We start from the raw sequence: 26,300 nt of genomic DNA, 5'->3' as shown, positions 1-26,300 counted from the left end.
AGCACTGCTACAGGATCTTCCATGTCGGTTCCCTTCGTTCACCTGCGCGTCCACTCCGAATTCTCGCTGGTCGACGGCCTGGTGCGGATCAAACCGCTGGCCAAGGCGCTGGCCGGGATGAACATGCCGGCGGTGGCGATCACCGACCAGAGCAACATGTGCTCGCTGGTGAAGTTCTACAAGACGGCCATGGGCGCGGGCATTAAGCCGATCTGTGGTGCCGACCTGTGGCTGGCCGGTGCCGACCCGGAAGCCCCGCTGTCGCGCATCTGCTTCCTGGCCATGGACCCCAAGGGTTACCGCAACCTCACCGAGTTGATCTCGCGCGGCTGGACCGAAGGCCAGCGTAACGGCCTGGTCATTCTTCAGCGGGACTGGATCGCCCCTGCCAGCGAGGGCCTGATTGCCCTTTCAGCGGGCAAGGAAGGCGATATCGGCATGGCCTTGTTGTCCGGCCGGGACGAAGAAGCCCAGGCCTTGCTGCAAGACTGGATGGGCATGTTCCCCGAGCGCTTCTACGTTGAAGTACAGCGCACCAACCGCGCTCGCGACGAGGAATACGTGCACGCGGCGGTGGCGCTGGCCGACAAGCTTGGTGCCCCGCTGGTGGCCACCAACGACGTGCGTTTCATCAAGCAAGCGGACTTCGACGCCCACGAAACCCGCGTGTGCATTGGTGAAGGCTGGACCCTTGATGACCCGCGCCGCCCGCGTGGCTACAGTGACCAGCAGTACCTGAAATCGGCCGAGGAAATGGCCGAGCTGTTCAGCGACTTGCCTGATGCCATCGCCAACACCGTCGAGATCGCCAAGCGCTGCAACATCCAGGTGCAACTGGGCAAACACTTCCTGCCCGACTTTCCTACGCCGAACGGCATGGGCATCGACGATTACCTGCGTCACGTTTCCCACGAAGGCCTGGAAGAGCGCCTGGCGGTACTGTGGCCCAAAGACACCACGCCCAATTACGAAGAGAAGCGCCAGGTGTACCTGGACCGCCTGAAATTCGAGCTGGATATCATTATCCAGATGGGCTTCCCCGGTTACTTCCTGATCGTGATGGACTTCATCAAGTGGGCCAAGAACAACGGCGTGCCGGTGGGACCTGGCCGTGGTTCGGGTGCAGGCTCGCTGGTGGCCTACGTGCTGAAGATCACCGACCTCGACCCGCTGGCCTACGACTTGCTCTTCGAGCGCTTCCTCAACCCTGAACGTGTTTCCATGCCCGACTTTGACGTCGACTTCTGCATGGACGGCCGGGACCGGGTGATCGAATATGTGGCCGATGCCTACGGGCGCAATGCGGTCAGCCAGATCATCACCTTTGGCACCATGGCCGCCAAGGCGGTGGTGCGTGACGTGGCGCGGGTGCAGGGCAAGTCCTACGGCCTGGCCGACCGCCTGTCCAAGATGATCCCGTTCGAAGTGGGCATGACCCTGGAGAAGGCCTACGAGCAGGAAGAAATTCTGCGCGACTTCCTCAAGGGTGACGAGGACGCCCGCGAAATCTGGGACATGGCGCTGAAGCTGGAAGGCGTCACCCGGGGTACCGGCAAGCACGCCGGTGGTGTGGTTATCGCGCCGACCAAGCTCACCGATTTTTCGCCGATCGCCTGTGATGAAGAGGGCGGCGGCCTGGTCACCCAGTTCGACAAGGACGACGTCGAGGCCGCCGGCCTGGTCAAGTTCGACTTCCTCGGCCTGCGTACCCTGACCATCATCAAGTGGGCGATGGAGATCATCAACCGCGAGCAGGCCAAGAAGAACCTGCCCGATCTGAACATCGACTTCATCCCGCTGGATGACCGCAAGACGTACGAGTTGCTGCAAAAAGCAGAAACAACGGCGGTGTTCCAGCTTGAATCCCGGGGCATGAAGGAGCTGATCAAGAAGCTCAAACCCGACTGCCTCGAGGACCTTATCGCACTGGTGGCGCTGTTCCGCCCGGGCCCGTTGCAGTCGGGCATGGTGGACGACTTCATCAACCGTAAGCACGGCCGTGCCGAGCTGGCCTATCCGCACCCGGATTACCAGTATGAAGGCCTGCAGCCGGTGCTGGCGCCTACCTATGGCATCATCCTGTACCAGGAACAGGTGATGCAGATCGCCCAGGTGATGGCGGGCTACACCCTCGGTGGTGCGGACATGCTGCGCCGGGCCATGGGTAAGAAAAAGCCCGAGGAAATGGCCAAGCAGCGTGGTGGTTTCATCGAAGGTTGCGCCAACAACGGCATCGATGCCGACCTGGCCGGTAACATCTTTGATCTGGTGGAAAAGTTTGCGGGGTATGGCTTCAACAAATCCCACTCCGCCGCCTATGGCCTGGTGTCCTACCAGACGGCCTGGCTGAAAACCCACTTCCCGGCGCCGTTCATGGCTGCCGTGCTGTCGGCGGATATGCATAACACCGACAAGGTGGTTGTGCTGGTAGAAGAAGTCCGCAGCATGAAGTTGCGCCTCGACGCGCCCGACGTGAACTTCTCCGACTTCAAGTTCACCGTCAACAACGACGGCCGAATCGTCTACGGTCTGGGCGCGATCAAAGGCGTCGGCGAAGGCCCGGTGGAGGCCATTGTCGAGGCCCGCGCCCAAGGCGGGCCGTTCAAGGACCTGTTCGATTTCTGTGAACGCATCGACCTCAAGCGGGTGAACAAGCGCACCCTGGATGCGCTGGTGCGCAGCGGCGCACTGGACCGCCTGGGCCCGCACTTCCATGACGAGATCAAGGCCTACCAGGCCAACATCGACATCAACCGTGCAACTTTGCTCTCGGCGCTGGGCGAAGCCATCAAGGCAGCCGAGCAGGCAGCCCATACGGCGGACAGTGGCCATGTCGACCTGTTTGGCAGCATGTTCGATGAAGCGCAAGTCGATGTCTATGCCAATCACCGCAAGGTGCGCGAGCTCACCCTCAAGGAGCGCCTGAAGGGCGAGAAGGACACCTTGGGCCTGTACCTCACCGGTCACCCGATCGACGAGTACGAGGCAGAGATCCGCCGCTTCGCCCGTCAGCGCATCATTGACCTCAAACCGTCGCGCGAGACCCAGACTATCGCCGGCATGATCATTGCCCTGCGGGTGATGAAGAACAAGAAGGGCGACAAGATGGGCTTCGTCACTCTGGATGACCGTTCCGGCCGCATCGAGGCCTCCCTGTTCGCTGATTCCTTCATGGCGGCACAGTCTTTGCTGCAGGCCGATGCCATGGTGGTTGTCGAAGGCGAGGTCAGCAACGATGACTTTTCGGGTGGCCTGCGCCTGCGGGTGAAGCAGGTGATGACCATGGAAGATGCGCGCACCAAGCTGGCCGAGAGCCTGCGCCTGAAGGTGGCACACGAGGCGCTGAAAGGCGACCGGCTGAAGTGGCTGGGCGAGCTGATCACGCGCCATCGCGGTGCTTGCCCGATTACCCTGGAGTACACCGGCAGCGACGCCAAGGCCATGCTGCAGTTCGGTGAGCAGTGGTCGATCGACCCGGCCGACGGGCTGATTCAGGCGCTGCGTGACCAGTTCGGGCGTGAGAACGTCTTCCTGCAATATCGTTGAACCGACCAAAAATTTAATCTCGACCTGAATGCGCCTGATCCCTTAAGGTATGGCGCCAAACGGATCAACCGGCCGGCCGCCTGGCCGTAGACCCAAGACGGATGACTATGAACCCGAATTTTCTCGATTTCGAACAGCCGATTGCCGACCTGCAAGCCAAGATCGAAGGCCTGCGCCTGGTAGGCAACGACAATTCGCTGAACATCAGCGATGAAATTGCCCGTCTGCAAGACAAGAGCAACACACTGACCGAAAGCATCTTCGGCAACCTGACCAGCTGGCAGATCGCCCGCCTGGCACGTCACCCGCGTCGTCCTTACACCCTGGACTACCTGGAGCACATCTTCACCGAGTTCGAAGAGCTGCACGGTGACCGCCACTTCTCCGACGACGCCGCCATCGTAGGTGGTACCGCGCGCCTGGATGGCAAGCCGGTCATGGTCATCGGCCACCAGAAGGGCCGTGAAGTGCGCGAAAAGGTACGCCGCAACTTCGGCATGCCGCGCCCGGAGGGCTACCGCAAGGCGTGCCGCCTGATGGAAATGGCCGAGCGCTTCAAGATGCCGATCCTGACCTTCATCGACACCCCGGGTGCCTACCCGGGCATCGACGCCGAAGAGCGCAACCAGAGCGAGGCAATCGCCTGGAACCTGCGCGTGATGGCGCGCCTGAAAACCCCGATCATCGCCACCGTGATCGGTGAGGGCGGGTCTGGCGGTGCACTGGCGATCGGCGTGTGTGACCAGCTGAACATGCTGCAATACTCCACCTACTCGGTGATCTCGCCGGAAGGTTGCGCTTCGATCCTGTGGAAGACTGCCGACAAGGCGTGCGACGCAGCCGAGGCAATGGGCATCACTGCCGAGCGCCTGAAGAGCCTGAACATCGTCGACAAGGTCATCCAGGAGCCGTTGGGCGGCGCCCATCGTGACCCGGTGAAAGTGTCGGAAAGCATCCGCGCTGACCTGATACAGCAGCTGGACATGCTCGGCAAGCTGGACAACGACGCGCTGCTGGCTCGCCGTTACGAGCGCCTGATGAGCTACGGCCTCTGACATACCCAAGGGGCCGCTCTGCGGCCCATTCGCCGGCAAGCCGGGCTCCCACGGTGAGCTTTGTGGGAGCCTGGCTTGCCGGCGAATGGGGTGCAAAGCCCCCCCGGCACTCTCAAGCCATGTGAGGCCCTCATGATCAACCTCACCCCCTGGCTGCAAGCCCCCACCTGGTACATAGCCTTCTCCGGTGGTCTCGACTCCACCGTCCTCCTGCACCTGCTGGCCACCCACGCCCGCAACCACGCTTCCCCCCCGCTGCGCGCCATCCATATCCACCACGGCCTGCAAGCCGCGGCCGACGCCTGGCCTGCCCACTGCCAAGCCATCTGCGACAACTTTGGCATCGAACTTCAGGTCATTCACGTCCAGGTCACTCCCGGCGCCAGCCTCGAACAGGCTGCCCGCAACGCTCGCTATGCCGCTTTCGAGCAAGCCTTGGGCCCAGGCGACATGCTGTTTACCGGGCAGCACCGCGACGACCAGGCTGAAACGCTGTTGTTCCGCCTGTTGCGCGGCGCCGGCCTGCGTGGCCTGGCGGCGATGCCTGCGCAGCGGGCGCTAGGGCAGGGCAGCCTGATCAGGCCGTTGCTGGGTTGTTCACGCCAGCAACTGCATGACTATGCCCGGGTGAACGGGCTTGCATGGATTGAAGACCCTTCGAATAGCGACACACAGTTTGCCCGCAACTACCTGCGTGGCGAGGTGTTCCCGCACTTGCAGCAACGTTGGCCGCAGGCCGGCCAGAACTTCGCTCGTGCCGCCGAGCACCTGGGTGAAGCGCTGGGCCTTCTGGACGAACTGGCCCAGAGCGACCTGGCGGCTGCGCAAGAAGGCGCGCCCCTTGCCTGGTCGGGGCTGGAATCCCTCGACCTGGCCGCCCTGGTGACGCTGTCGCCGGCCCGTCAGCGTAATGCCGTTCAATATTGGCTGAGCCGGCGCACCCGTCTGCCCGACGCCCGGCATTGGGCTGGCTGGGGCGACCTGCGCGATGCCGCCGCCGATGCCCAGCCCGTCTGGCGGCTTGCCGATGGGGAGCTGGTGCGCAGCCAAGGTCGCATCTGGTGGCTGAGCGGCGACTGGTTGCAGCAGCCTGTCGGCGAACTAGCCTGGCTCAATTCAGCTGCTGCCCTGGTGCTGCCAGGAAACGGCAGGGTGCGTCTTGATGTCGCCGGGCCGCTGGCTGGCCTGCGCATTGCCTACCGCCAGGGCGGCGAAAGGCTGGAGGTCCCAGGGCGCGGCCAGCGCGACCTCAAGCGCCTGCTCAATGAGCAGCAGGTGCCGCATTTCCTGCGTCCGCGCCTGCCATTGCTCTATCAGGGCGGGCGCCTGCTGGCGGTGGCCAACCTGCCCGGGCTGGTGCAGGCGGATTGCCAGCTGCATTGGCAGTTGCCGACCAGCGCGCAAGGTTTGAGATGAAGGGTACATTCCGGTAGACTACCCTCCCTTCTTGATACAACTTCTGTGGCTTCCGCGAAAACACAGGGGTTGCCGATTACCAAGCAGTTTTTTGCTGGGCTGAATTCTGGAAATGACGAGCGAGCTCCATGCCGGGGATACCCCTGGTCTGTACAGACGCGACAGTTTTTCGAGATGCACTGTGATTGACGCAGGTGATCGGGGGCTTCGGCCTTCCTTCGCTTTCTCCGGCGGCGCTGGCCGCCTTAACGCAGACTTCTAGGGTTTTTCATGACGCGCTACATATTCGTCACGGGCGGTGTTGTTTCTTCATTGGGGAAAGGCATTGCCTCGGCTTCCCTGGCGGCCATCCTGGAAGCGCGGGGCCTGAAGGTCACCATGCTCAAGCTGGATCCGTACATCAACGTCGACCCGGGCACCATGAGCCCGTTCCAGCACGGGGAAGTGTTCGTCACCCAGGATGGCGCCGAGACTGACCTCGACCTGGGCCACTACGAGCGGTTCATCCGCACCACCATGACCCAGAACAACAACTTCACCACCGGTCGCATTTACGAGCACGTGCTACGTAAAGAGCGTCGTGGTGACTATCTGGGCGCGACCATCCAGGTCATTCCGCACATCACCGACGAAATCAAGCGTCGCATCATCAAGGGTGCCGGCGATGCCGACGTGGCCCTGGTGGAAATCGGCGGTACCGTGGGTGACATCGAGTCGCAGCCGTTCCTTGAGGCGATCCGCCAGCTGCGCGTCGAAGTGGGCTCCAAGCGCGCCATGCTGATGCACCTGACCCTGGTCCCGTACATCGCCACCGCTGGCGAAACCAAGACCAAGCCGACCCAGCACTCGGTCAAGGAGCTGCGCTCCATCGGCTTGCAGCCTGACGTGCTGATCTGCCGCTCCGACCACCCGGTCGATGCCTCGTCACGTCGCAAGATTGCGCTGTTCACCAACGTTGAAGAGCGTGCGGTAATTTCGCTGGAAGATGTCGACACCATCTACAAGATCCCGGGCGTGCTGCACGCTCAGGGCCTGGACGACTTCGTCGTCGAACGTTTCGGCTTGCAGTGCAATGGTGCCGACCTGTCCGAGTGGGACAAAGTGGTCGATGCCAAGCTCAACCCGGAGCATGAAGTGACCATCGCCATGGTCGGCAAGTACATGGAGCTGCTGGATGCGTACAAGTCGCTGATCGAAGCGATGAGCCACGCCGGCATCACCAACCGCACCAAGGTAAACCTGCGCTATATCGACTCGGAAGACATCGAGAACCAGGGTACCAGCCTGCTCGAGGGCGCCGACGCCATTCTGGTGCCGGGCGGTTTCGGCCTGCGTGGCGTGGAAGGCAAGATCACCGCGGTGCAGTATGCCCGTGAGAACAAAGTACCGTACCTGGGCATCTGCCTGGGCATGCAGGTGGCCGTGATCGAGTTTGCCCGTAACGTGATGGGCTGGAAAGACGCCAACTCCACCGAATTCGACCGCAACAGCGGCCACCCGGTGGTCGGCCTGATCACCGAGTGGGCAGATGCCACCGGCGCCGTCGAAACCCGTACCGAGGCTTCCGACCTGGGCGGCACCATGCGCCTGGGCGCACAGGATTGCCAACTGGCCGCCGGCTCCAAGGTGCACGACTGCTACAACAAGGACGTGATCACCGAGCGTCACCGTCACCGCTACGAAGTGAACAACAACCTGCTGCCGCAACTGGTCGATGCTGGCCTGGTGGTTTCCGGTCGTTCCGAAGACGGTGCGCTGGTGGAAGTGGTCGAGTCCAAGGACCACCCATGGTTCGTCGCCTGCCAGTTCCACCCGGAATTCACCTCCACCCCGCGTGACGGCCACCCGCTGTTCAGTGGTTTCGTCAAGGCAGCCCTGGCTCAGAAGAACAAGGCCTGATCAATGACCCAGAAGATCATTCGCGTCGGTAACATCGAGATCGCCAACGACAAGCCGTTCGTCCTGTTCGGCGGCATGAACGTCCTGGAGTCCCGTGACCTGGCAATGAAGGTCTGCGAAGAGTACGTGCGGGTGACCGAGAAGCTCGGTATCCCGTACGTGTTCAAGGCGAGTTTCGACAAGGCCAACCGTTCGTCGGTAACGTCCTATCGTGGTCCGGGCATGGAAGAAGGGCTGAAGATCTTCGAAGAGATCAAGCGCACCTTCAACGTGCCGGTGATCACCGATGTGCACGAGCCTTACCAGGCCGAGCCTGTTGCCAAGGTATGCCACATCATCCAGCTGCCGGCCTTCCTGTCGCGGCAGACCGACCTAGTGGTTGCCATGGCCAAGACCGGCGCGGTGATCAACATCAAGAAAGCCCAGTTCCTCGCCCCCCAGGAAATGAAACATATCCTGGCCAAGTGCGAAGAGGCCGGTAACGACCAGTTGATCCTCTGCGAGCGCGGTTCTAGCTTCGGCTACAACAACCTGGTGGTGGACATGCTCGGCTTCGGCATCATGAAGCAGTTCGAGTATCCGGTATTCTTTGACGTGACCCACGCCCTGCAGATGCCGGGTGGCCGTAGCGATTCCGCCGGCGGCCGTCGCGCCCAGGTCACCGACCTGGCCAAGGCAGGCATGAGCCAGGGGCTGGCCGGCCTGTTCCTTGAAGCCCACCCCGACCCGGACAACGCCAAGTGCGATGGCCCATGCGCCCTGCGCCTGGACAAACTGGAGCCATTCCTGGCCCAGCTCAAGCAACTGGATGACCTGGTAAAAAGTTTTCCGACGGTAGAAACCGCGTAAAGCTCATTTCTCGGGTAAAGTAGCGCCCGATCCACCCCTGACCAATCGGTCAGGGGCTCCCTTCACCCGGCCTGCCCACTGCAAACCCGCCTGGTGAACGGCAAGAATTTCTTAAGCTAGGTTGTTTTCGTCAATTCTGGAGTGCTTACAACAATGGCAAAAATCGTCGACATCAAAGGTCGTGAAGTTCTCGATTCGCGTGGCAACCCCACCGTGGAAGCCGATGTACTGCTCGACAACGGCATCATCGGCAGCGCTTGCGCGCCGTCCGGTGCTTCCACCGGCTCGCGCGAAGCGCTGGAGCTGCGTGATGGCGACAAGAGCCGTTACCTGGGCAAGGGCGTGCTGAAAGCCGTCGGCAACATCAACGGCCCGATCCGTGAGCTGCTGCTGGGCAAGGACCCTTCGGACCAGAAGGCCCTGGACCGCGCCATGATCGAACTGGACGGTACCGAGAACAAGGCCAAACTGGGCGCCAACGCCATCCTGGCTGTTTCCCTGGCTGCCGCCAAGGCCGCTGCCCAGGACCAGGACCTGCCGCTGTACGCGCATATCGCCAACCTGAACGGCACCCCAGGCCAGTACTCGATGCCGGTTCCGATGATGAACATCATCAACGGTGGCGAGCACGCCGACAACAACGTCGATATCCAGGAGTTCATGGTTCAGCCGGTTGGCGCCAAGACCTTCTCCGACGGCCTGCGCATGGGTACCGAAATCTTCCACCACCTCAAAGCCGTGCTGAAGGCCCGTGGCCTGAACACCGCCGTAGGTGATGAAGGTGGCTTCGCCCCTAACCTGGCATCCAACGAAGACGCCCTGGGCGCCATCGCTGAAGCCGTTGAAAAGGCCGGCTACAAGCTGGGCACCGATGTGACCCTGGCCCTGGACTGCGCGGCTTCCGAATTCTACGAAGACGGCAAGTACAACCTGTCTGGTGAAGGCAAGTCGTTCGATGCCGAAGGCTTCGCCGAGTACCTGAAAGGCCTGACCGAGCGCTTCCCGATCATCTCGATCGAAGACGGCCTGGACGAGTCCGACTGGGCTGGCTGGAAGATCCTCACCGACAAGATCGGCGAGAAGGTACAGCTGGTTGGCGACGACCTGTTCGTGACCAACACCAAGATCCTCAAAGAAGGCATCGAGAAGGGCATCGGTAACTCGATCCTGATCAAGTTCAACCAGATCGGCTCGCTGACCGAAACCCTGGAAGCCATCCAGATGGCCAAGGCTGCGGGCTACACCGCGGTGATCTCGCACCGTTCCGGTGAAACCGAAGATTCGACCATTGCCGACCTGGCCGTGGGTACCGCTGCCGGTCAGATCAAGACCGGTTCGCTGTGCCGTTCCGATCGCGTTTCCAAGTACAACCAACTGCTGCGCATCGAAGAGCAACTGGGTGCCAAAGCGGTTTACCGTGGTCGTGCCGAGTTTCGCGGCTAAGCAAGAGATGGTAAAAAGACAGCAGCCGGAGCTGTAGGAACGTTCTTACTGAACTTTACTGCGTTCCAACGGGTTTCTGTCTACGAAGCCTGGCCTCGGCCAGGCTTCGTGCTATTTGAGACCCCGAAATGCATAGTGTGCGGCGGTCTTTTTAACCTGGATACCTAGATGCGCAGTCCTTATTGGTTGTTCCTCGTCCTGCTCCTGCTGCTGGGTGGCCTGCAGTACCGCCTGTGGGTGGGTAGTGGCAGCCTGGCGCAAGTGACCGAGCTGAAGCAGCAGATTGCCGAGCAGCATGCCGAGAACGAGCGCCTGCTCGAGCGTAACCGTGTGCTCGATGCCGAAGTGCTGGAGCTGAAAAAAGGCATGGAGACCGTTGAAGAGCGGGCTCGCCACGAATTGGGAATGGTCAAAGAGGGCGAAACCCTCTTCCAGTTGCCACAGAAATGATCGATACGTTGCCGGCCTTCTGGGCCGTGATTCCTGCTGCGGGCGTAGGTGCCCGCATGGCTGCCGACCGCCCCAAGCAATACCTGGAGCTGGCCGGGCGGACCCTGCTCGAGCACAGCCTCGACTGTTTTCTTGGCCACTCGGCGCTCAACGGCGTGGTGGTCAGCCTAGCTGAAGATGACCCGTACTGGCCGGCCCTGCGTTGTGCCAGCGACTCGCGCATCCAGCGCGCGGCGGGCGGGCGTGAGCGCGCCGACTCGGTGCTCAACGCTTTGCTGTTACTGCATGCCCAGGGGGCCTCGGACAGCGACTGGGTGCTGGTGCACGATGCCGCGCGGCCAAACCTTGCGCGCAGCGACCTGGACAAGTTGTTGTCGGAGCTGGCGGACGACCCGGTGGGTGGCCTGCTGGCGGTGCCGGCGCGTGACACCCTCAAGCGTGCCGACAGCAATGGCCGGGTGAGCGCTACCGTGGACCGCAGTACCATCTGGCAGGCGTATACCCCGCAGATGTTCCGCCTGGGGGCGTTGCACCGGGCGCTGGCCGAGTGCCTGGTGTCGGATGTGGTGGTGACCGATGAGGCTTCTGCCATCGAATGGTCCGGCCAGGCGCCGCGGCTGGTGGAAGGGCGCAGTGACAATATCAAGGTGACCCGGCCCGAAGACCTGGAATGGTTGCGCCAACGCTGGGCGGGTAGGCGCTGAAATCGCCGGGTCCGCTCTGCGGCCCCCTTTGCCATCAGATCCCGCGATATTCCGGCAACCCCGCCAACCCTTCCTTCAGGTAATCCACCAGTCGCCGCACCTTCGGTGACAGGTGCCGCTGCTGCGGATACAGCGCCCACACTGCCGTATTTGGCGGCTGGTGCGCCTCAAGCAAGGACACCAGCGCACCGCTGTTCAGGTGCTCCAGCACGTAGTAATCCGGCAACTGACACAACCCTATCCCTTGCAGCGCCGCATCCAGCACCGCCTGGCCACTGTTGCAGCGCCAGTTGCCCTGTATTCGCTGGCTGATCTCGCGGCCGTCCTGCTGCAGCGCCCACAAGTCCGAACTGCCCACCAGGCAATTGTGCCGCGCCAGTTCCGACAGGCTGTGCGGCCGGCCGTAACGCTCCAGGTAGGCCGGCGAGGCGCACAGGTACATGCGTCGCGGCGCCAGGCGAGTGGCCACTAGCCGAGAGTCGGCAAGGCGGCCCAGGCGAATGGCCAGGTCCATGCCTTCATGCAGCAGGTCGAGTGTGTGGTTGCTCAGTTCCACATCCACCCGCAACTGGGGGTACAGCGCCATGAACCGTGTCACCAGCGGCACGATGAAGCGCTCGCCGTAGGCTACCGCGCAGGTCATGCGCAGCAAGCCCTTGGGCTCGCTGGCCAGGTCGCCCATGGCGCGCAGGGCTTCTTCGCGGCCATCCTGCAAACGCTGGCAATGCTGCAAAAAGGTCTGCCCGGCCTCGCTCAGGGTTACCCGACGCGTGCTGCGATACAGCAGGCGGGTCTGCAGGCGCTCTTCCAGACGGGCGATTTGCCGGCTGATGTGCGACGACGAAACCCCCAGGCGTTCGGCGGCTGCAGTGAACTGGCCCGATTCTGCCACCGCGACAAATTCGTCGATGCCTTCCCAGCGGCTGCTCATGGATTATCCCTGTGTGGCAATAATGTTTTGTCTTTGGCCGGATTATTCATCAAAAGGCGGTGAATTACACTGTGAGACTGAATCGCCCCTCTATTTGGAGAGCTTTGATGATCAAGTCCCGTGCTGCTGTAGCCTTCGAAGCCAAAAAACCCTTGGAAATCGTCGAAGTCGACGTGGCCATGCCCAAGGCCGGGGAAGTGCTGCTGCGTGTGGTCGCCAGTGGTGTCTGCCACACTGATGCCTACACCCTGTCGGGTGCTGACCCGGAAGGCATCTTCCCGTCGATCCTCGGCCACGAAGGCGGCGCGATCGTCGAAGCGGTAGGCGAGGGCGTGACCTCGGTGGCCGTCGGCGACCACGTGATCCCGCTGTACACCCCGGAATGCGGCAAGTGCAAGTTCTGCCTGTCGGGCAAGACCAACCTGTGCCAGGCCATTCGTGCTACCCAGGGCAAGGGCCTGATGCCGGACGGCACCACGCGCTTCTCGTACAAGGGCCAGCAGCTGTTCCACTACATGGGCACCTCGACCTTCTCCGAGTACACCGTGCTGCCGGAAATCTCCGTGGCCAAGATCCAGAAAGAAGCCCCACTGGAAAAAGTCTGCCTGCTGGGCTGTGGCGTCACCACCGGTATCGGCGCGGTGCTCAACACCGCCAAGGTCAAGCCGGGTGACACCGTGGCCATCTTCGGCCTGGGCGGCATCGGCCTGTCGGCGGTGATCGGTGCGGTCAAGGCCAAGGCCGCGCGCATCATCGCCATCGACATCAACCCGGCCAAGTTCGAGATTGCCCGCCAACTGGGTGCCACCGACTGTATCAACCCGAAAGACTACGACCGCCCGATCCAGGAAGTGATCGTCGACCTCACCGACGGTGGCGTGGACTTCTCCTTCGAGTGCATCGGCAACGTGCAACTGATGCGCGCTGCTCTGGAATGCTGCCACAAGGGCTGGGGCGAGTCGGTAATCATCGGTGTAGCCGGTGCCGGCCAGGAAATTGCCACCCGTCCGTTCCAGCTGGTCACCGGGCGCGTCTGGCGTGGTTCGGCGTTCGGCGGCGTGCGTGGCCGCAGCGAGCTGCCGAGCTACGTGGAAATGTCCGAAAAGGGCGAGATTCCGCTGGATACCTTCATCACCCATACCATGGGCCTGGAAGACATCAACAAAGCCTTCGACCTGATGCATGAAGGCAAGAGCATCCGCAGCGTGATCCACTTCTGAGGTGTGCCATGAGCCTGGATAACATCTCCTGCCAGAAGAGCTTTGGCGGCTGGCACAAGCGTTACCGGCATCACTCCAAGGTGCTGGGTTGCGACATGGTGTTTGCCGTGTACTTGCCGCCGCAGGCCGAGCAGGGCGAGAAGCTGCCGGTGCTGTACTGGCTTAGCGGCCTCACCTGCACCGACGAGAACTTCATGCAGAAGGCCGGCGCCCAGCGCATGGCAGCTGAGCTTGGGCTGATCATCGTGGCTCCCGACACCAGCCCGCGTGGCGAACAGGTGCCGGGCGACCCGGATGGCGCCTGGGACTTCGGCCTGGGGGCCGGCTTCTACCTCAACGCCACCCAGCAACCCTGGGCCCAGCATTACCGCATGCATGACTATGTGGTGGAGGAGTTGCCGGCGCTGATCGAGGCGCACTTCCCGGCTTCGGGCGAGCGCAGCATCAGCGGCCACTCAATGGGTGGGCATGGCGCGCTGGTGTGCGCCTTGCGCAACCCGGGGCGCTACCGCTCGGTGTCGGCGTTCTCGCCCATCAGCAACCCGATGGATTGCGCCTGGGGCGAGAAGGCTTTCAGCCGCTACCTGGGTGAAGACCGAGCGCGCTGGCGCGAGTGGGATGCCAGCGTCCTGCTGGCTGAAACACCGGCCGGCGAATGCCCGCCCTTGCTGGTTGACCAGGGCGACCGTGACGACTTCCTCGAGAAGCAGCTCAAGCCTGAAGCGCTGGAGCAGGCAGCGCGAAAAGGGGGCCATGAAATGACCCTGCGTTTGCAGCCGGGCTATGACCACAGCTACTACTTCATTGCCAGCTTCATCGAAGATCACCTGCGCCATCATGCGGTGGCACTGGGGCGGGTGTAAGGCGTAGCTGGGGTGTTTGCCCCATCGCCGGCAAGCCAGCGCCCACGGGTACTGTGCATGGCTCCAGGGCCATGGGGGCCAGGTGGGCGCTGGCTTGCCGGCGATGGGCTGCGAAGCAGCCCCAATGCTGCAAAAGCAGGTAGAATCACGCCCTGACTCATTCAGGGCGTTTTTCTATGCGTATTGGCCATGGCTACGATGTGCACCGGTTCTGCGACGGTGATTTCATTACCCTGGGCGGGGTGCGTATCCCCCACAAATACGGCCTGCTGGCCCATTCCGACGGCGACGTGCTGCTGCACGCCCTGAGCGATGCCTTGCTGGGCGCTGCGGCGCTGGGCGACATCGGCAAGCACTTCCCCGACACCGACCCACAATTCAAGGGCGCCGACAGCCGCGTGCTGCTGCGCCATGTGGTCGGCATCGTCAAGGCCAAGGGCTGGAAGGTCGGCAATGTCGACGCCACCATCGTCGCCCAGGCGCCGAAGATGGCCCCGCACATCGAAACCATGCGCCAGCTGATCGCCGAAGACCTGCAGGTTGAACGCGACCAGGTCAACGTCAAGGCCACCACCACTGAAAAGCTGGGCTTCACTGGCCGTGAGGAGGGGATTGCCGTGCATTCGGTCGCCCTGCTGCTGCCAGCATGACCGAGCAGGAACTGCTGGGCCCGCGCGCATCGGGCGAACCCTTGGGCACCGCCGTCCTCAAGGCAGTGGCTGAAGACTTCCAGGTTGACGAAGTGCTGGACATTCCGCTGTCCGGCCAGGGTGAGCACCTGTGGCTGTGGGTCGAAAAGCGCGACTTGAACACTGAAGAGGCCGCCCGTCGCCTGGCGCGCGCCGCAGGCGTGCCGGCGCGCGCTATCAGCTACGCCGGGCTCAAGGACCGTCAGGCCCTGACCCGTCAGTGGTTCAGCCTGCACCTGCCGGGCAAGGCCGACCCGGACCTGTCGCGTGCTGAAGATGCCAGCCTGCGCGTGCTCAAGCAGGTGCGCCACCAACGCAAGCTGCAGCGTGGCGCGCATTCGGCCAACGGCTTCACCCTGCGCCTGACAGCCCTTGCTGCTGACCACCAGGCTGTGGATGCCCGCCTGGCACAGCTCAAGCAGCACGGTGTGCCCAACTATTTCGGCACCCAGCGTTTCGGCCACGGCGGGGGCAACGTCCATGATGCCCTCGACTGGGCCGCGCGCAAGGCGTTGCCCGAGCAGCGTAACGTGCGTTCGCGGTTGCTTTCGGCCGGGCGCAGCTACCTGTTCAATCAGGTGCTGGCTGCACGTGTCGCCGAAGGTAGCTGGGCGCAGGCCCAGGTCGGCGACTTGCTGGCGTTCACCGACAGCCGTAGCTTCTTCCCGGCCGGTGAGGCGGAATGCGCCGACCCACGTCTGGCGATTCTCGACCTGCATCCGACCGGCCCGATGTGGGGCGAGGGCAGTTCGCCCGCAGGCGGCGCCACCGCGCAGCTGGAAAATGCCGTGGGCGAGCGGCAACAGGCACTTTGTCATTGGTTGGCCCAGGCGGGCATGGATCACGAACGGCGTATTTTGCGGCTCCCTATTGGCGGCCTGACATGGCATTATCCCGAGCCTGATATCCTGCAACTGGAATTCGTCCTGCCGGCCGGATGCTTCGCCACCGTGGTGGTGCGCGAGGTCGTGGATCTGGTGTCGGCAGGGCAGACGGACAGCCCATGCGTATTCTGATTTCGAACGACGACGGTGTCACCGCACCCGGCATCGCCGCGCTGCACGCTGCGCTGGCGGATTACGCCGAGTGCGCGGTGATTGCCCCGGACCAAGACAAGAGCGGCGCCAGCAGTTCGCTGACGCTGGACCGGCCACTGCACCCGCAGACCCTGGCCAACGGCTTCATCAGCCTCAACGGCACACCGACCGACTGTGTGCACCTGGGGCTTAATGGGCTGTTGCCGCAGGCGCCGGACATGGTGGTGTCGGGGATCAACCTCGGTGCCAACCTGGGTGATGACGTGTTGTACTCCGGTACGGTCGCCGCAGCGTTGGAAGGCCGTTTCCTTGGTGGCACGTCGCTGGCGTTTTCGCTGTTGTCGCGCCAGCCGGACAACTTGCCGACGGCGGCCTACATCGCCCGTCGCCTGGTCGAGGCACAGTCGCGCCTGGTGCTGCCGCCACGCACCGTACTCAACGTCAATATCCCCAACCTGCCGCTGGAGCACATCCGTGGCATCCAGCTGACCCGCCTCGGTCACCGGGCGCGGGCGGCGGCACCGACCAAGGTGGTCAACCCGCGCGGCAAGGAAGGCTACTGGATCGCCGTGGCCGGTGATGCCGAAGATGGCGGCCCGGGCACCGACTTCCATGCGGTGATGCAAGGCTTTGTCTCGATCACTCCGCTGCAGCTCGACCGCACCTTCAATGATGCCTTCGAGCAGCTCGACGGTTGGCTGGAGGGCCTGCTCTGATGCGCGAGGACGATATGCTGCGGCGTGGCATCGGCATGACCTCCCAGCGTACCCGGGAGCGGCTGATCCAGCGCCTGTGCGAAGAAGGGGTGTCGAACACCAAGGTGCTCGACGTGATTCGTCGTACCCCGCGTCACCTGTTCGTCGACGAGGCACTGGCGCATCGTGCCTATGAAGACACCGCGCTGCCGATCGGCCACAACCAGACCATCTCCCAGCCATTCATGGTTGCCCACATGAGCGAGCTGCTGCTAGAGGCCGGCCCGCTGGACAAGGTGCTGGAGATCGGCACCGGCTCGGGTTACCAGACGGCGATACTGGCCCAGCTGGTGGAGCGGGTTTTCTCGGTGGAACGTATCAAGGTGCTGCAGGACCGTGCCAAGGAGCGTCTGGTGGAGCTGAACCTGCGCAATGTGGTATTCCGCTGGGGCGATGGTTGTGAAGGCTGGCCGGCGCTGGCGCCTTACAACGGCATCATCGTCACTGCGGTGGCGCCGGAAGTCCCCCAGGCACTGCTTGACCAGCTGGCGCCCGGTGGCCGCATGGTCATACCGGTAGGGCCGGCCGGCGAAACGCAGCAACTGATGCTGATCGTGCGCGAGGAGCATGGGTTCTCCCGCCGTGTGCTGGGTGCTGTGCGTTTCGTGCCGCTGCTCAATGGCCCGCTGGCCTGAGTGCAGCGTCGAGCTGGGTGCTGCGGGCATGAGCTGCACGGTATTTTTGTGCCGGTGGCGAATTCTTGTAGCTGCGCCCTGTCTATCTGGCGGAGCGAAGCGCTAGCACACAGCGCGCACCGCGGCTTTGCTACAGCCTTTTGCATCAGCCTGCCATTACCGGCCGGCTTGGTTATAATTGCAATAATATTGCATTTCTTGTCTTCATATCGTTTTTCGGCACCATGAGGGGAGCGCGGGTGGGTCACACAGTCATTCGGCAGCGCAAGGATGGGTCGGGTTTCAAGCTTCTGTTGATTGCACTGGCCATGGGCACGCTACTGGTGGGTTGTTCGAGCACCAGTAATACCAGCGCGCGGGTGGTCGACCGCAACAACACCGTGCCCAAGCGCCCGGCGGTGACGTCCGGGCAGTACATCGTCAAGCCTGGTGACACGCTGTTCTCCATCGCCTTCCGTTATGGCTGGGACTACAAGGAGCTGGCCGCACGCAATGGCATCTCGGCGCCTTATACCATTCGCCCAGGCCAGGCGATTCGTTTCAGCAATGGTTCTAGCAGCAGTACCACGGTGGTGTCCAACCCGTCCTCGTCGAGCCGCACCACGGTCACGCGGCGGCCTGTGGGGGGCACGTCCACGTCGCCTGCCAGCACCGGCAAACCGGCCACGCCTGCCCCGTCCAGCAGTGCGCCGGTGGTTGCCACCGTGCCGGCTGCGGAGCGCGCGGTAGGCGGCTGGACCTGGCCAGCCAACGGTGTGCTGATTGGAAAATTTGCTTCAAACGGTAGTTTGAATAAAGGCATTGATATCGCCGGTGATTTGGGACAGCCTGTTTTTGCTGCGTCTGATGGTGCGGTGGTGTACGCCGGGAGTGGTTTAAGGGGCTACGGCGAGCTGATCATCATCAAACACAGCGATACCTACGTCAGTGCCTACGGCCATAACCGCAGGCTGTTGGTTCGGGAGGGGCAGCAGGTCAAGGCAGGGCAGTCGATTGCTGAAATGGGGTCTACAGGCACAGATCGGGTGAAGCTGCATTTCGAGATTCGCCGCCAGGGCAAACCCGTCGATCCACTCCAGTTCCTGCCACGCCGTTGATCGTTGTACCCGGCCTGTTCCTGTGATGTAGAGGGGACAGGCTCCAGCGCTGCCAGGGAAAAAGGTGCCGCTCGAGTCTGAGTTCGAACTCAGCAAAGGACTATAACAATGGCTCTCAGTAAAGAAGTGCCGGAGTTTGACATCGACGATGACGTCCTCCTGATGGAGACGGGTATCGTTTTGGAAACGGATGTGGTGTCAGACGAACCTGCTGTATCTTCGGTTCGGACGAGGGCCAAGTCGGGCTCTTCACTCAAGCAACACAAGTACATCGATTACAGCCGGGCGCTTGATGCCACCCAGTTGTATCTCAACGAGATCGGCTTCTCGCCCCTGCTTTCGCCAGAAGAGGAAGTGCACTTCGCGCGCTTGTCGCAGAAGGGCGATCCTGCTGGCCGCAAGCGCATGATCGAAAGCAACCTGCGCCTGGTTGTCAAAATTGCCCGTCGTTACGTGAACCGCGGCCTGTCGCTGCTCGACCTGATCGAGGAGGGCAACCTGGGGCTTATCCGTGCGGTCGAGAAGTTCGACCCGGAGCGTGGTTTCCGTTTTTCGACCTATGCGACCTGGTGGATTCGCCAGACCATCGAACGGGCGATCATGAACCAGACCCGCACCATCCGCCTGCCGATCCACGTGGTCAAGGAACTGAACGTCTACCTGCGCGCCGCACGCGAGCTGACCCAGAAACTCGACCACGAACCCTCACCGGAAGAAATCGCCACGCTGCTGGAAAAGCCAGTCGCCGAGGTCAAGCGCATGCTTGGCCTGAACGAGCGGGTGTCTTCGGTGGACGTGTCGCTTGGCCCGGATTCGGACAAGACCCTGCTCGACACCTTGACCGACGACCGCCCCACCGACCCGTGCGAACTGTTGCAGGATGACGACCTGTCGCAGAGCATCGACCAGTGGCTGGGCGAGTTGACTGACAAGCAGAGGGAAGTGGTGGTGCGTCGCTTTGGCCTGCGTGGGCATGAAAGCAGCACCCTGGAAGATGTGGGGCTGGAGATCGGCCTGACCCGGGAACGGGTACGGCAGATCCAGGTAGAGGGGCTCAAGCGTTTGCGCGAGATCCTTGAGAAGAACGGCCTGTCCAGCGAGTCTTTGTTCCAGTAGCGAAGGCCTGTCACCCAAAACGCCCCGATGACCTCGGGGCGTTTTTGTGTGTGTCATTTGAAAATGTTGGGATACGCGATCATCCGGGCAATCACGGTCTCTTGTGGGAGCAGCCTTGTGCTGCGAATGGGCTGCAAAGCAGGCCCAAAATCTGCCGGGTAAACAGATAGCTAATGTGTACTGCGCTACCTCAGTAACATTGCGTGTAAGCCTTTTCTTACTTGTTTTGTAAGCTATCTATGCAAGCCTCAGTACATCATTGTCGCTTCCAGCCTGTGCATTTTTCCAAGCCATTGAAAAACATGACTTATTCGGCTGTGAGGAAATGTGTCCCCAGCAATACCTTGTGAGGTTTCGCGCTTGCCCGGCCGGCGCAACCCGCTAATATTCGAACTGTGCACAGGGACATGCACAGGCTTTCAGGACGAAGGCCAAGGACGTCGCAAGAAGCGATTTCATCAGGATGATGTTAGGGACAAGCAGGGACTACGGAAAAAATGTGGGCGGGTCAAACCGCCCCTTTTTTTTGCCCGTAAAAAACCAGAAAAGGCCCCGAGGGGCCTTTTCCGTGTCCGGGCGCTATCAGCGCTCCAGGTCTGCAATCTTGCCAGTCTTGCCGTCCCACTCTTCAGCGTCAGGCAGGGCTTCCTTACGCTCGGTGATGTTTGGCCAGACTTCCGCCAGCTCGGCGTTCAGCTCGATGAAGTTCTCCATCCCGGCAGGGATTTCGTCTTCCGAGAAGATGGCTTGCGCCGGGCATTCCGGTTCGCACAGTGCGCAGTCAATGCACTCGTCCGGGTGGATGACCAGGAAGTTCGGGCCTTCGTAGAAGCAGTCCACCGGACAGACTTCCACGCAGTCGGTGTATTTGCATTTGATGCAGTTGTCGGTGACGACGAAGGTCATTTCTAGTTCTCTCCTCAGGCGACGGCGGCGGCCCTTCCTCTCAGGGCCGCGCGGTTTACAGGTATGTGGCTGCAGGCCAGGCTAATAACCTGCAGCACCAGCAAACCGCGGCGGATTCTACCAGCTTGTAGTGGGCGCCGTTATAACAGGTTCTTTAGTTGATATAGCATTTCGATAGCTTGGCGCGGGGTCATGTCGTCCAGTTGCAGCTTGCCCAGCTTCTCGATGGCTGGGTGTGGCAGGCTGGCGAACAGATCGCTCTGGTGCGGCACCTGTGGCACATCCCTGGCCTTTTCCGCCGGGGCTTGTTCATGCGGCAGGCTGGTGGTTTCCAGGCGCGCCAGATGTTCCCGGGCACGCTGGATCACCACACCCGGCACACCGGCCAGTTGTGCCACGGCCAGGCCGTAGCTCTGGCTGGCAGGGCCAGGCAGTACGTGGTGCAGAAACACGATGCGTTCGTTGTGCTCGGTGGCATTCAGGTGCACGTTGGCCACCAGTGGCTCACTTTCCGGCAGCACGGTGAGCTCGAAGTAGTGAGTGGCGAACAGCGTATAGGCGCGCAGCTGAGCCAGGCGCTCGGCCGCAGCCCACGCCAGCGACAGGCCGTCGAAGGTGCTGGTGCCGCGGCCCACTTCGTCCATCAGCACCAGGCTGCGCTCGGTCGCGTTGTGCAGGATGTTGGCGGTTTCGCTCATCTCGACCATGAAGGTCGAGCGCCCGCCGGCCAGGTCGTCACTGGAACCGATGCGGGTGAAGATGCGGTCGACCAGCGACAGCTCGCAGCTGGCCGCCGGCACGAAACTGCCGATGTGCGCCAGCAGCACGATCAAGGCGGTCTGGCGCATGTAGGTGGATTTACCGCCCATGTTCGGGCCGGTGATGATCAGCATGCGCGTGCTGTTGTCCAGGCCCAGGTCGTTGGCCACGAACGGCGTGGTCAGTACCTGCTCCACGACCGGGTGACGGCCTTGCTCGATGCGCAGGCACGGCTCGTCGACGAAGCGCGGGCAGTTCAGGTCGAGGGTCAGCGCACGTTCGGCCAGGTTGCTGAGCACGTCCAGTTCGGCCAGGGCGGCAGCGCTGTCCTGCAGCGGCGCCAGGTGGCTGATCAGGGTTTCCAGCAGGGCGTCGTAGAGCATCTTCTCACGGGCCAGAGCGCGGCTCTTGGCTGACAGCGCCTTGTCCTCGAACACTTTCAGCTCGGGGGTGATGAAGCGCTCGGCGCCCTTGAGGGTCTGACGGCGGATGTAGTCGCCCGGTGCCTGCTCGGCTTGCTTGGTGGGCAGCTCGATGAAGTAGCCGTGTACACGGTTGTAGCCGACCTTGAGGTTGGCAAGGCCGGTGCGGGCCTTTTCCCGGGCTTCCAGGTCGATCAGGAACTGGCCGGCGTTCTCGCTGATCGCCAGCAGCTCGTCCAGCTCGTTGTCATAGCCGGCCTTGAGCACGCCGCCGTCGCGGATCACCGCCGGCGGGTTGTCGATGATCGCCCGCTCCAGCAGGCTGGCCAGCTCCGGGTAGGTGCCGGTAATGGCTGCCAGGCGCGCAAGGTGCGGCGCCTCCAGCTCGGTCATGGCGTTTTGCAGTTCGGGCAGGGCGCCCAATGCATCGCGCAGGCGCGCCAGGTCGCGTGGGCGGGCATTGCGCAGGCCGATTCGGGCGAGGATACGCTCGATGTCGCCAATTTCTTTCAACTGTGGCTGCAGCTTCTCGAAGCGGTAGCTGTCGAGCAGGCAGCGGATCGAGTCCTGGCGTGCTTGCAGAACCTTGAGGTCGCGCAACGGGCGGTTCAGCCACCGGCTCAGCAGGCGGCTGGCCATGGCGGTCTGGCAGCGGTCGACCACTGATTGCAGGGTGTTGTCACGCCCACCCGCCAGGTTGACGTCCAGCTCCAGGTTGCGACGGCTGGCGCCATCGAGGATGACCGTGTCGTCCAGGCGCTCATGGCGCAGGCTGCGCAGGTGCGGCAGGGCGGTGCGCTGGGTTTCCTTGGCGTAGGTCAACAGGCAGCCGGCGGCACCGATGGCCAGGGTCAGCTTGTCGCAGCCAAAGCCCTTGAGGTCCTTGGTCGCGAACTGTTGGCACAGGGCCTTGCGTGCCGAATCGCGGTCGAAATCCCATGGCGCACGGCGGCGGGCACCGGGGCGTTTTTCGGCGGGCAGGTCACGTGGCCAATCGTCTGGGATCAGCAGTTCGACAGGGTTAAGGCGCTCAAGCTCGGCCAGCAGGTTTTCCCAGCCTTTGATTTCCTGCACGCTGAAACTGCCGCTGGTGATGTCCAGCACCGCCAGGCCAAACAGGCGTTCATCACCGAGCAGCGCGGCAATCAGGTTGTCGCGGCGCTCGTCCAGCAGCGCCTCGTCGCTGACGGTGCCTGGGGTGATGATGCGTACCACCTGGCGCTCCACGGGGCCCTTGCTGGTGGCCGGATCGCCAATCTGTTCGCAGATCACCACCGATTCGCCCAGCTTGACCAGCTTGGCCAGGTAGCCTTCCAGCGAATGGAACGGAATCCCGCACATGGGGATGGACTGGCCGGCCGACTGCCCGCGCGCGGTCAGGGTGATGTCCAGCAGTTTTGCGGCCTTCTTTGCGTCTTCGTAGAAGATTTCGTAGAAGTCGCCCATGCGGTAGAACATCAGCTGGTCCGGGTGCTGGTTTTTCAGCTTCCAGTACTGCTGCATCATCGGGGTGTGTGCGGAAAGATCTGACATTCAGGGCCTTACAGCGGGTGATCTGGTTGGCGATGGTAAACCGGCAATGGTACAGGCTTTTTTGTTGCGATGCAGGCGCAGGCTTCGGGGCATGTGCGCGCAGCCTGGCGGGCAATGGTGGAGCTGTGCGGCGTTAGCCTCTAAAATGCGCGGCCCTCGACGAACGCCTGTAGCCATGACGTGCACGATGAATGTGTCCAGCCCTGTCCCTTATGTTAAGCAACAGCTGATCTACCTCCTGTACGGCGAGCGCCGGATCTATCAGCTGGAGGCCAAACTCAGCATCCTCACCGCCGTGGCGCGCTGCAACCCGGCAGAGCTGCCGGTGATCCGTGTGCTTACCGACCAACCACAGGCCTTTGTCGGTTGGCCGGTGGAAGTGATCACGCTGGATGAGCAGACCCTGCAGGCCTGGACCGGTGACGGTGGCTACACCCACCGGCGCAAGGCCTGCGCCATTGCCCAGGCGGGGCAGTGGGCGGAAAAAACTGTGTTTATCGATACCGATACGGTGTTCCTGCAATCGCCGCTGAAGCTGTTCAGTCAGGTCGATGCCGGACAATTTCTGGTCGACGAGGTGGAAACAAGCTGGGCCGAAGCTTTGCGCAGCAGCGACTACCTCCGCTTCAGCGCGGGGCTCGCCGAGGCAGGAAGTGCGCCGGCCGATGATTTGCGGCTGTGCAACAGCGGTGTCATGGGCTTCACCCGCTGCAATGTCGGCATTGCTGAACGCGCCATCCCGCGCATCGATGCCTGGACACCCTATACCGGTGACCTCCACACCATCGAACAGATTGCCTTTTCCTTCGAATTGCACGGGGCGCAGGTCAATGAAGCGCGTGGCGTGATCAGCCATTACTTCGCGATGAAGCAGTACGTGCATGCCATCCTGGAAATTTTCTTTGCCAGGCACGGCGAAGGCTTCCATCCACAGATGCCAAGGCTGGCCCTCAAGGTGCCGGCACATCGCCCTGTCCCTTCGTGGCTGGCGCGGCTCTCGGTAAAATGGAGCCTCAAGCGTGTGCCTCGGGAGCTGCGTGGCATCGGCCGTAAGCTGCTTTACGGCAGTGTGATGAGCGGCGACGACTACCAGCGTGCCTGCAAGGTGATCTGGTGGCGTTCGGCGATTGATGACATGCGCAAGCAAGGTGGTATCGACTGGAACCAGGATTGGCCAGCAGGGCTGCCGCGCCTGGGGCGGCGTGACGAGCGTGCGTTCAGCGAAATTGCCCGGGAGAGCCTGAAGGTTTCCTGAGCCACGGGCCGCGGCACGGTGATAGGGTAGAGGGTAGCCTTCCAGGAGCCTGACATGGACCCGATCACCACACTTGCCACCCGCCTGGGTGAACACTTGCGTCGTTTCAACGCACAGGTGGCTACCGCCGAATCCTGCACCGGCGGTGGCATTGCCGAAGCCATCACCCGTATATCTGGCAGCTCGGCCTGGTTCGAGGTGGGCTACGTGACCTATTCCAACGCCCAGAAAACCCGCCTGCTGGGCGTGCCCCCCGCCTTGTTCGGCCAGGTTGGTGCAGTCAGCCAGGAAGTGGTCGAAGCCATGGTCCGAGGGGCCCAGGCCGCCAGCGGCGCCCGCTTTGCCGTGGCGGTAAGCGGTGTGGCCGGGCCGGATGGTGGTTCGCCAGCCAAACCGGTAGGTACCGTGTGGCTGGCTTGGGGCGATGGCAACCGCGTGTTCAGCGAGCGCCGCCAGTTCGACGGTGACCGCGAAGCCGTGCGCCGACAGACGGTGATCGCCGCGTTAGACGGCTTGTTACAGCTTGGCGCCGAGTAAATCGACGACAGGGGTTTGCGCGAGCGCCTGCCTGTGGAATAATACTGGCTACTTATACAGGTATTCCGGCCATCAGGGCCAAGTCGAACACGTGAGGATTTCAATGGACGACAACAAGAAACGCGCCTTGGCTGCGGCCCTGGGTCAGATCGAACGCCAATTCGGCAAAGGCGCGGTCATGCGCATGGGTGATCACGAGCGCCAAGGCATTCCTGCCATTTCCACCGGCTCGCTGGGCCTAGATATTGCGCTGGGCATCGGCGGCCTGCCAAAAGGTCGTATCGTCGAGATCTATGGCCCGGAATCGTCGGGTAAGACCACACTGACGCTGTCGGTTATCGCCGAAGCCCAGAAGAACGGTGCCACCTGCGCCTTCGTCGACGCCGAACACGCCCTCGACCCTGAGTACGCCGGCAAACTGGGCGTCAACGTCGACGACCTGCTGGTCTCGCAGCCGGACACCGGTGAGCAGGCCCTGGAAATCACCGACATGCTGGTGCGCTCCAACGCCGTTGACGTGATTATCGTCGACTCCGTGGCTGCGCTGGTGCCGAAGGCCGAGATCGAAGGCGAAATGGGTGATATGCACGTGGGCCTGCAGGCTCGTCTGATGTCCCAGGCGCTGCGCAAGATCACCGGTAACATCAAGAACGCCAACTGCCTGGTCATCTTCATCAACCAGATCCGTATGAAGATCGGCGTGATGTTCGGCAGCCCGGAAACCACCACTGGTGGTAACGCTCTGAAGTTCTACGCCTCGGTGCGTCTGGACATCCGCCGTACCGGTGCGGTCAAGGAAGGCGACGAGGTGGTCGGCAGCGAAACCCGCGTCAAGATCGTCAAGAACAAGGTCTCGCCGCCGTTCCGTCAGGCCGAGTTCCAGATTCTTTACGGCAAAGGTATTTACCGTAACGGCGAGATCATCGACTTGGGCGTGTCTCAAGGCCTGGTCGAGAAGTCGGGTGCCTGGTACGCCTACCAGGGCAACAAGATCGGTCAAGGCAAAGCCAACGCTGCCAAATACCTGGCCGAGAACCCGGCTATTGGTGCCGAGATCGAGAAGCAGATCCGTGAAAAGCTGCTGAAAGCCGGTGCGGGTGCTGAAGCCAGCAAGGCTGCCGCCGCTGATGCCAGTGCTGACGATGTGGCTGACGCCGAAGCCGGTTATTGATTGCGCGGTAGA

The 26,300-nt window shown here is 62.3% G+C and carries 22 protein-coding genes; 19 read left to right on the top strand and 3 right to left on the bottom strand.

What is annotated here, in order from left to right:
• Window positions 1-21: 21 nt before the first annotated feature.
• The 8 genes from dnaE (at window position 22) to ispD (ending at window position 11,362) form a co-directional block, all read left to right on the top strand.
• Window positions 22-3,546: a DNA polymerase III subunit alpha gene (dnaE, locus tag J3A71_RS23250; protein ID WP_191087335.1), complete on the top strand. Its 3,525-nt coding sequence runs from the start codon at window positions 22-24 to the stop codon at window positions 3,544-3,546.
• A gap of 107 nt (window positions 3,547-3,653) precedes the next feature.
• Window positions 3,654-4,601, top strand: a complete 948-nt coding sequence (gene accA, locus J3A71_RS23245) for an acetyl-CoA carboxylase carboxyl transferase subunit alpha (protein WP_024717683.1) — start codon at window positions 3,654-3,656, stop codon at window positions 4,599-4,601.
• A gap of 132 nt (window positions 4,602-4,733) precedes the next feature.
• Window positions 4,734-6,017, top strand: a complete 1,284-nt coding sequence (tilS, locus tag J3A71_RS23240; RefSeq protein WP_016485221.1) for a tRNA lysidine(34) synthetase TilS — start codon at window positions 4,734-4,736, stop codon at window positions 6,015-6,017.
• Between the two features lie 270 nt (window positions 6,018-6,287).
• A complete protein-coding gene (locus J3A71_RS23235; protein WP_016485222.1) occupies window positions 6,288-7,916 on the top strand; it encodes a CTP synthase in 1,629 nt (542 codons plus the stop codon).
• Between the two features lie 3 nt (window positions 7,917-7,919).
• Window positions 7,920-8,765, top strand: coding sequence for a 3-deoxy-8-phosphooctulonate synthase (gene kdsA / locus J3A71_RS23230; RefSeq protein WP_209953329.1), 846 nt, complete (start codon window positions 7,920-7,922; stop codon window positions 8,763-8,765).
• A 153-nt stretch (window positions 8,766-8,918) separates the two neighbouring features.
• On the top strand, window positions 8,919-10,208 hold the full coding sequence (gene eno, locus J3A71_RS23225) for a phosphopyruvate hydratase (RefSeq protein WP_016485223.1): 1,290 nt from the start codon (window positions 8,919-8,921) through the stop codon (window positions 10,206-10,208).
• Between the two features lie 168 nt (window positions 10,209-10,376).
• Window positions 10,377-10,658, top strand: coding sequence for a cell division protein FtsB (gene ftsB, locus J3A71_RS23220; RefSeq protein WP_016485224.1), 282 nt, complete (start codon window positions 10,377-10,379; stop codon window positions 10,656-10,658).
• Window positions 10,655-11,362, top strand: coding sequence for a 2-C-methyl-D-erythritol 4-phosphate cytidylyltransferase (gene ispD / locus J3A71_RS23215; protein ID WP_023048357.1), 708 nt, complete (start codon window positions 10,655-10,657; stop codon window positions 11,360-11,362). The genes ftsB and ispD overlap by 4 nt, the downstream gene beginning before the upstream one ends.
• A gap of 34 nt (window positions 11,363-11,396) precedes the next feature.
• Here the strand turns inward: ispD and J3A71_RS23210 are convergent, their stop codons facing one another.
• Window positions 11,397-12,293, bottom strand: coding sequence for a LysR substrate-binding domain-containing protein (locus J3A71_RS23210; RefSeq protein WP_023048356.1), 897 nt, complete (start codon window positions 12,291-12,293; stop codon window positions 11,397-11,399).
• A gap of 107 nt (window positions 12,294-12,400) precedes the next feature.
• On the opposite strand from J3A71_RS23210, the gene J3A71_RS23205 reads away from it, so the two are divergent.
• The 8 genes from J3A71_RS23205 (at window position 12,401) to rpoS (ending at window position 19,705) form a co-directional block, all read left to right on the top strand.
• Window positions 12,401-13,513 carry an S-(hydroxymethyl)glutathione dehydrogenase/class III alcohol dehydrogenase gene (locus J3A71_RS23205; protein ID WP_016485227.1) on the top strand — a complete coding sequence of 371 codons (1,113 nt, stop codon included), beginning with the start codon at window positions 12,401-12,403 and terminating at the stop codon, window positions 13,511-13,513.
• An 8-nt stretch (window positions 13,514-13,521) separates the two neighbouring features.
• Complete coding sequence (gene fghA, locus J3A71_RS23200) at window positions 13,522-14,376, top strand: S-formylglutathione hydrolase (RefSeq protein ID WP_209953326.1); 855 nt, start codon at window positions 13,522-13,524, stop codon at window positions 14,374-14,376.
• 176 nt (window positions 14,377-14,552) lie between these two features.
• A complete protein-coding gene (gene ispF / locus J3A71_RS23195; protein WP_016485229.1) occupies window positions 14,553-15,026 on the top strand; it encodes a 2-C-methyl-D-erythritol 2,4-cyclodiphosphate synthase in 474 nt (157 codons plus the stop codon).
• On the top strand, window positions 15,023-16,081 hold the full coding sequence (gene truD / locus J3A71_RS23190) for a tRNA pseudouridine(13) synthase TruD (RefSeq protein WP_016485230.1): 1,059 nt from the start codon (window positions 15,023-15,025) through the stop codon (window positions 16,079-16,081). Before ispF ends, truD begins: the two co-directional genes overlap by 4 nt.
• Complete coding sequence (gene surE / locus J3A71_RS23185; RefSeq protein WP_016485231.1) at window positions 16,069-16,818, top strand: 5'/3'-nucleotidase SurE; 750 nt, start codon at window positions 16,069-16,071, stop codon at window positions 16,816-16,818. The genes truD and surE overlap by 13 nt, the downstream gene beginning before the upstream one ends.
• Window positions 16,819-16,853: 35 nt before the next feature.
• Window positions 16,854-17,492: a protein-L-isoaspartate(D-aspartate) O-methyltransferase gene (locus tag J3A71_RS23180; RefSeq protein ID WP_015269209.1), complete on the top strand. Its 639-nt coding sequence runs from the start codon at window positions 16,854-16,856 to the stop codon at window positions 17,490-17,492.
• 239 nt (window positions 17,493-17,731) lie between these two features.
• Entirely contained in the window at window positions 17,732-18,589 is an 858-nt protein-coding gene (locus J3A71_RS23175; protein WP_209953324.1) for a peptidoglycan DD-metalloendopeptidase family protein, read from the top strand.
• 108 nt (window positions 18,590-18,697) lie between these two features.
• Window positions 18,698-19,705: an RNA polymerase sigma factor RpoS gene (gene rpoS / locus J3A71_RS23170; protein WP_003252351.1), complete on the top strand. Its 1,008-nt coding sequence runs from the start codon at window positions 18,698-18,700 to the stop codon at window positions 19,703-19,705.
• A gap of 582 nt (window positions 19,706-20,287) precedes the next feature.
• Here rpoS and fdxA read toward each other — a convergent pair.
• Together fdxA and mutS are read right to left on the bottom strand one after the other, a co-directional pair.
• Window positions 20,288-20,611, bottom strand: a complete 324-nt coding sequence (gene fdxA / locus J3A71_RS23165) for a ferredoxin FdxA (protein WP_016485233.1) — start codon at window positions 20,609-20,611, stop codon at window positions 20,288-20,290.
• A 140-nt stretch (window positions 20,612-20,751) separates the two neighbouring features.
• Window positions 20,752-23,325, bottom strand: a complete 2,574-nt coding sequence (gene mutS, locus J3A71_RS23160) for a DNA mismatch repair protein MutS (protein WP_024717685.1) — start codon at window positions 23,323-23,325, stop codon at window positions 20,752-20,754.
• Window positions 23,326-23,512: 187 nt separating this feature from the next.
• Here mutS and J3A71_RS23155 point away from each other — a divergent pair, with 187 nt between their 5' ends.
• The 3 genes from J3A71_RS23155 to recA all read left to right on the top strand — a co-directional run bounded on the left by J3A71_RS23155 (window position 23,513) and on the right by recA (window position 26,288).
• Window positions 23,513-24,580: a hypothetical protein gene (locus tag J3A71_RS23155; protein WP_209953323.1), complete on the top strand. Its 1,068-nt coding sequence runs from the start codon at window positions 23,513-23,515 to the stop codon at window positions 24,578-24,580.
• A 54-nt stretch (window positions 24,581-24,634) separates the two neighbouring features.
• Entirely contained in the window at window positions 24,635-25,117 is a 483-nt protein-coding gene (locus J3A71_RS23150; protein ID WP_191087338.1) for a CinA family protein, read from the top strand.
• 103 nt (window positions 25,118-25,220) lie between these two features.
• Window positions 25,221-26,288: a recombinase RecA gene (gene recA / locus J3A71_RS23145; protein ID WP_016485237.1), complete on the top strand. Its 1,068-nt coding sequence runs from the start codon at window positions 25,221-25,223 to the stop codon at window positions 26,286-26,288.
• Window positions 26,289-26,300 lie beyond the last annotated feature (12 nt).

The organism is Pseudomonas sp. PvP089, assembly GCF_017875165.1.
GTDB classification, from domain to species: Bacteria; Pseudomonadota; Gammaproteobacteria; order Pseudomonadales; family Pseudomonadaceae; genus Aquipseudomonas; species Aquipseudomonas fortuita.
This window is presented reverse-complemented; position numbering and strand designations above follow the sequence as displayed.